The organism is Paenimyroides ummariense (assembly GCF_900115115.1).
Taxonomy (GTDB): Bacteria; Bacteroidota; Bacteroidia; order Flavobacteriales; family Flavobacteriaceae; genus Flavobacterium; species Flavobacterium ummariense.
Genome location: NZ_FOVI01000057.1, coordinates 1 through 3538 on the forward strand (window position 1 = coordinate 1; position 3538 = coordinate 3538).

The following is a 3538-nucleotide window of genomic DNA, read 5'->3' on the forward strand; positions in this document are numbered from 1 at the left end:
ATAACAGCAGGAACCTATTATATCGCGTTTGAGAATTCAGGATGTACTTCTGCAAAAACTCAGGTTATTGTAACGGTGAGTCCACGTCCAACAAGCCCAACAGGTCAAACCACACAAGGTTTCCCTTATCAGGCAAGAATATCAAACTTGGTAATGAACCAGCCAAATGTAATCTGGTTTGCAAGTTATAACGATGCGGTAAGACAACAAAACCCGTTAAGTGTGAACCATTTGTTACAAAACGGAGCAACCTATTATGGTATCTTAACAGGTACCAACAACTGTGGAAGCTTACCAACGGCTGTTACTGTAACCTTAAATTTAAGTAATGCGGAATTGGATTTGGCACAGCTTAAATATTTTCCTAACCCTGTAGATTCAGAGTTGAACATTACTTACGTTGAAGAAGTAACGAAGGTAGAAGTGTTCACAATAACAGGACAGAAGGTGTTAAGCAACAATTACCAGTCAAACGAAGTGAAGGTTGATTTAAGCAGATTAAGTTCAGGAACTTATTTGGTAAGAATTGATACTGAAAAAGCTTCACAGTTTGTGAAGGTGATCAAAAAGTAAGATTACATATTTATTTTATAAGAGACGAGGCAGGGTAAAAACCTGCCTCGTTTTGTTTATAGTGTTTTTTGAAATTAGTTAAATTTTAAAGACAATTTTGTATATATTTTTACTCAATGCTGTTTTTTTTATATATTTATCAATTATTAAAAAAACAACATATCTAATCCGAAAATTTTTAATTCATGAGAAAAATTACTTATCAAACAAGGCGTAAAATACCATGGTTGCAAACTAAAGCTTTGGTTTTATTATTATGTGGCTTGTTTTTGTCACTTTTTCAAGTACATGCACAGACTTATTCTTACACTGGGGCTGTACAAACCGTAACGTTACCTGCGGGTTTATATGAAATAGAGATGTGGGGTGCCGATGGGGGGGGCTCACAAGGAGGTAAAGGGGGATACTCAAAAGGTGAATATACTCATCCTGGCGGAGCGTTATATATTGTGGTTGGTGGTGCTGGTGGAACCGGCGGTATTCCTTCTGATATAAACGGGGGATATAACGGTGGAGGACCTAGACCCAATCCAGCTGGGGCAACTCGGGGATCTGGTGGTGGAGCGACACATATTTCCAGATCAACGGGATTATTAACAGATACTACGGTGCGTAGTAATATTGTAATAGTTGCTGGCGGAGCTGGCGGTGGTTCTAATTCTGGTGTCGGTGTAGGCGGCGGCGGCGGTCTTACTGGTAATAATAGTAATGGATCCAATCCAGGTCAAGGTGGAACTCAGACAGCTGGTGGCGCTGCAGGAGCCGGAGCAGGGGGCTCTTCAGGTACAGCAGGTCAGGGAGGGCAATCTCTTGATGCTGCAGGAGCCGGCGGCGGCGGCTGGTACGGCGGCGGCGCTGGTGGCGGATCTGTTGCAGGTAACACTAGTAATGGTGGTGGTGGTGGTTCTGGTTATATTGGAGGTTTAGGTGTTACTAATGGTATTACTCTAAGTCATACACAATCAGGTTTTGTTGTAAACCCGGATACTACAGGTAACGGTACCGTTATTATTAGATCATTGATACCTTGTACAGGAACTCCAACGGCTGGTACAGCATCAGTTACACCTACAACACGAGCATGCGGAAGCCAACCTTTTACCTTGTCTGTGATTGGTACTACCATGGGGGGAGGACTTAATTATCAATGGCAACGTTCTGATGCCGGTACTGGTGTGTGGCAACCTATTTCTGGTGCAACACAACTATCTTATACAGTAACAAGCCAAACTGTAGCTAGTGATTACCGTTTTGTAGTAACATGTACAAACAGTAATAGTACAGATACTTCCAATATAGTTACAATGGGTCAGCCTAGTGCAATTACTACCCTTTCAGAAAATTTTGATACTACCGCTGTAGGAAGTACCAGCAATGCTACTATTCCAACCTGTTGGAGTTATATTGACGAAATTACCACTACAGGCTATGGTTATGTAGAGGCAGCTACTGCACAATCTGCACCTAATTCGTTTAGATTGTACAGAACAAATTCAACAACGAATGCTTCGCAAAATTTGGTATTAATATCACCACAAACGGATAATTTGGGTAACGGAACCAAGCAGCTTCGCTTTTCCGCAATGGCTACTACTACAAATGCGAGTAATATATTGCAGATTGTTAGATCGAACGGAACTACATCTTCTTCTACATTTACTGTTATTCAAGAGATTGTAGTTAATCATACTGGTTACCAAGAGTATATAGTTCCTTTAGCAACAACCACCGATGATTACTTTGGTTTTAGATTAGCTTATAATAATACTACAACTTTAATTGACATTAATATAGACGATGTTTTCTATGAAAATGTTTCTCCTTGTGTATTTCCTATTGGTATAAAAGTAGCTAATATTACAACAACTGGAGTTGGGATTAGTTGGAATCCGTCAATTGCACCGGGTGTAACGGGATACGATTGGGAAGTACGTGATATCAATGGCATTGTAGTAAGATCAGGTTCTACTACCGGGGTTAATTCTACTACTGCGAATGTAACATCATTAAATCCTGCTACACAGTATTTTGTATATGTACGCAGCAAATGTGGTACATCATTAGGGGTTTGGACGCAATACCCTGTAGAATTTGTAACACTTTGCGGTGTTTTTGGTAATTTTTATGAGAATTTCGATACCACTCCTACCGGTACAACAGCTGTAGAGTCTTATCCGCGTTGTTGGAGTTATATAGACGAAGTTGTAACTACGGGCTATGGTTATGTTGAAGGGGCTGATGCCATATCTACACCGAACTCATTTAGACTATATAGAACTAATACTACCGGAAATGCTACTCAAAATTTAGTGTTGATATCTCCTGAAACAGTAAATTTAGGAAATGGAAACAAACGTATTCGTTTCTCTGCCATGGCAACAAATACAAATGCCAGCAATAAATTACAAGTTGTTAGATCTAATGGAAAAACGGCAACATCTACTTTTACAGTTATTCAAGAAATAGTGATCGATCATACAAGTTACCAAGAGTATAGTGTTTATCCTCCAGCTACAACCGACGATTATTTTGGGTTTAGACTAGCACACAATGGTACTACTAATACAGTAGATATAAATATTGATGACGTTTATTACGAAGATGTACCACCATTATTAGTGGATCTAGATAAAACAGATATTCTATGTTTTGGTGCTACTACCGGTACGATTGACGCAACCGTTGAAGGTGGTAAACCACCCTATACGTATGCATGGTCACCATCAGGTGCAACCACATCATCTTTAACTAATCTTGCTGCCGGAACATATACATTAACGGTAACAGATGATAGAGGAACAGTAACAACAGCTTCTACAACCATCACCCAGCCAACATTAGTAGTGCCTAATTTAACATTCACAAATGTAAGTTGTAACGGCAAGAACGACGGATCTGCCAGTGTGTCACCAAGTGGCGGTATTGCACCTTACACGGTGTTATGGTCAGACGGAGTAATAGGATT

General features: G+C 40.0%; 2 protein-coding genes. Both read left to right on the forward strand.

Annotation, left to right across the window (positions count from 1 at the left end; translation table 11 throughout):
• Positions 1–573, forward strand: a 573-nt coding sequence (locus BM253_RS17005; protein ID WP_143095708.1) for a T9SS type A sorting domain-containing protein, incomplete at its 5' end; no start/stop codon positions are given.
• Positions 574–758: 185 nt separating this feature from the next.
• A partial coding sequence (locus BM253_RS17010) for a glycine-rich protein (protein WP_245758532.1) occupies positions 759–3538 on the forward strand: 2780 nt, incomplete at its 3' end.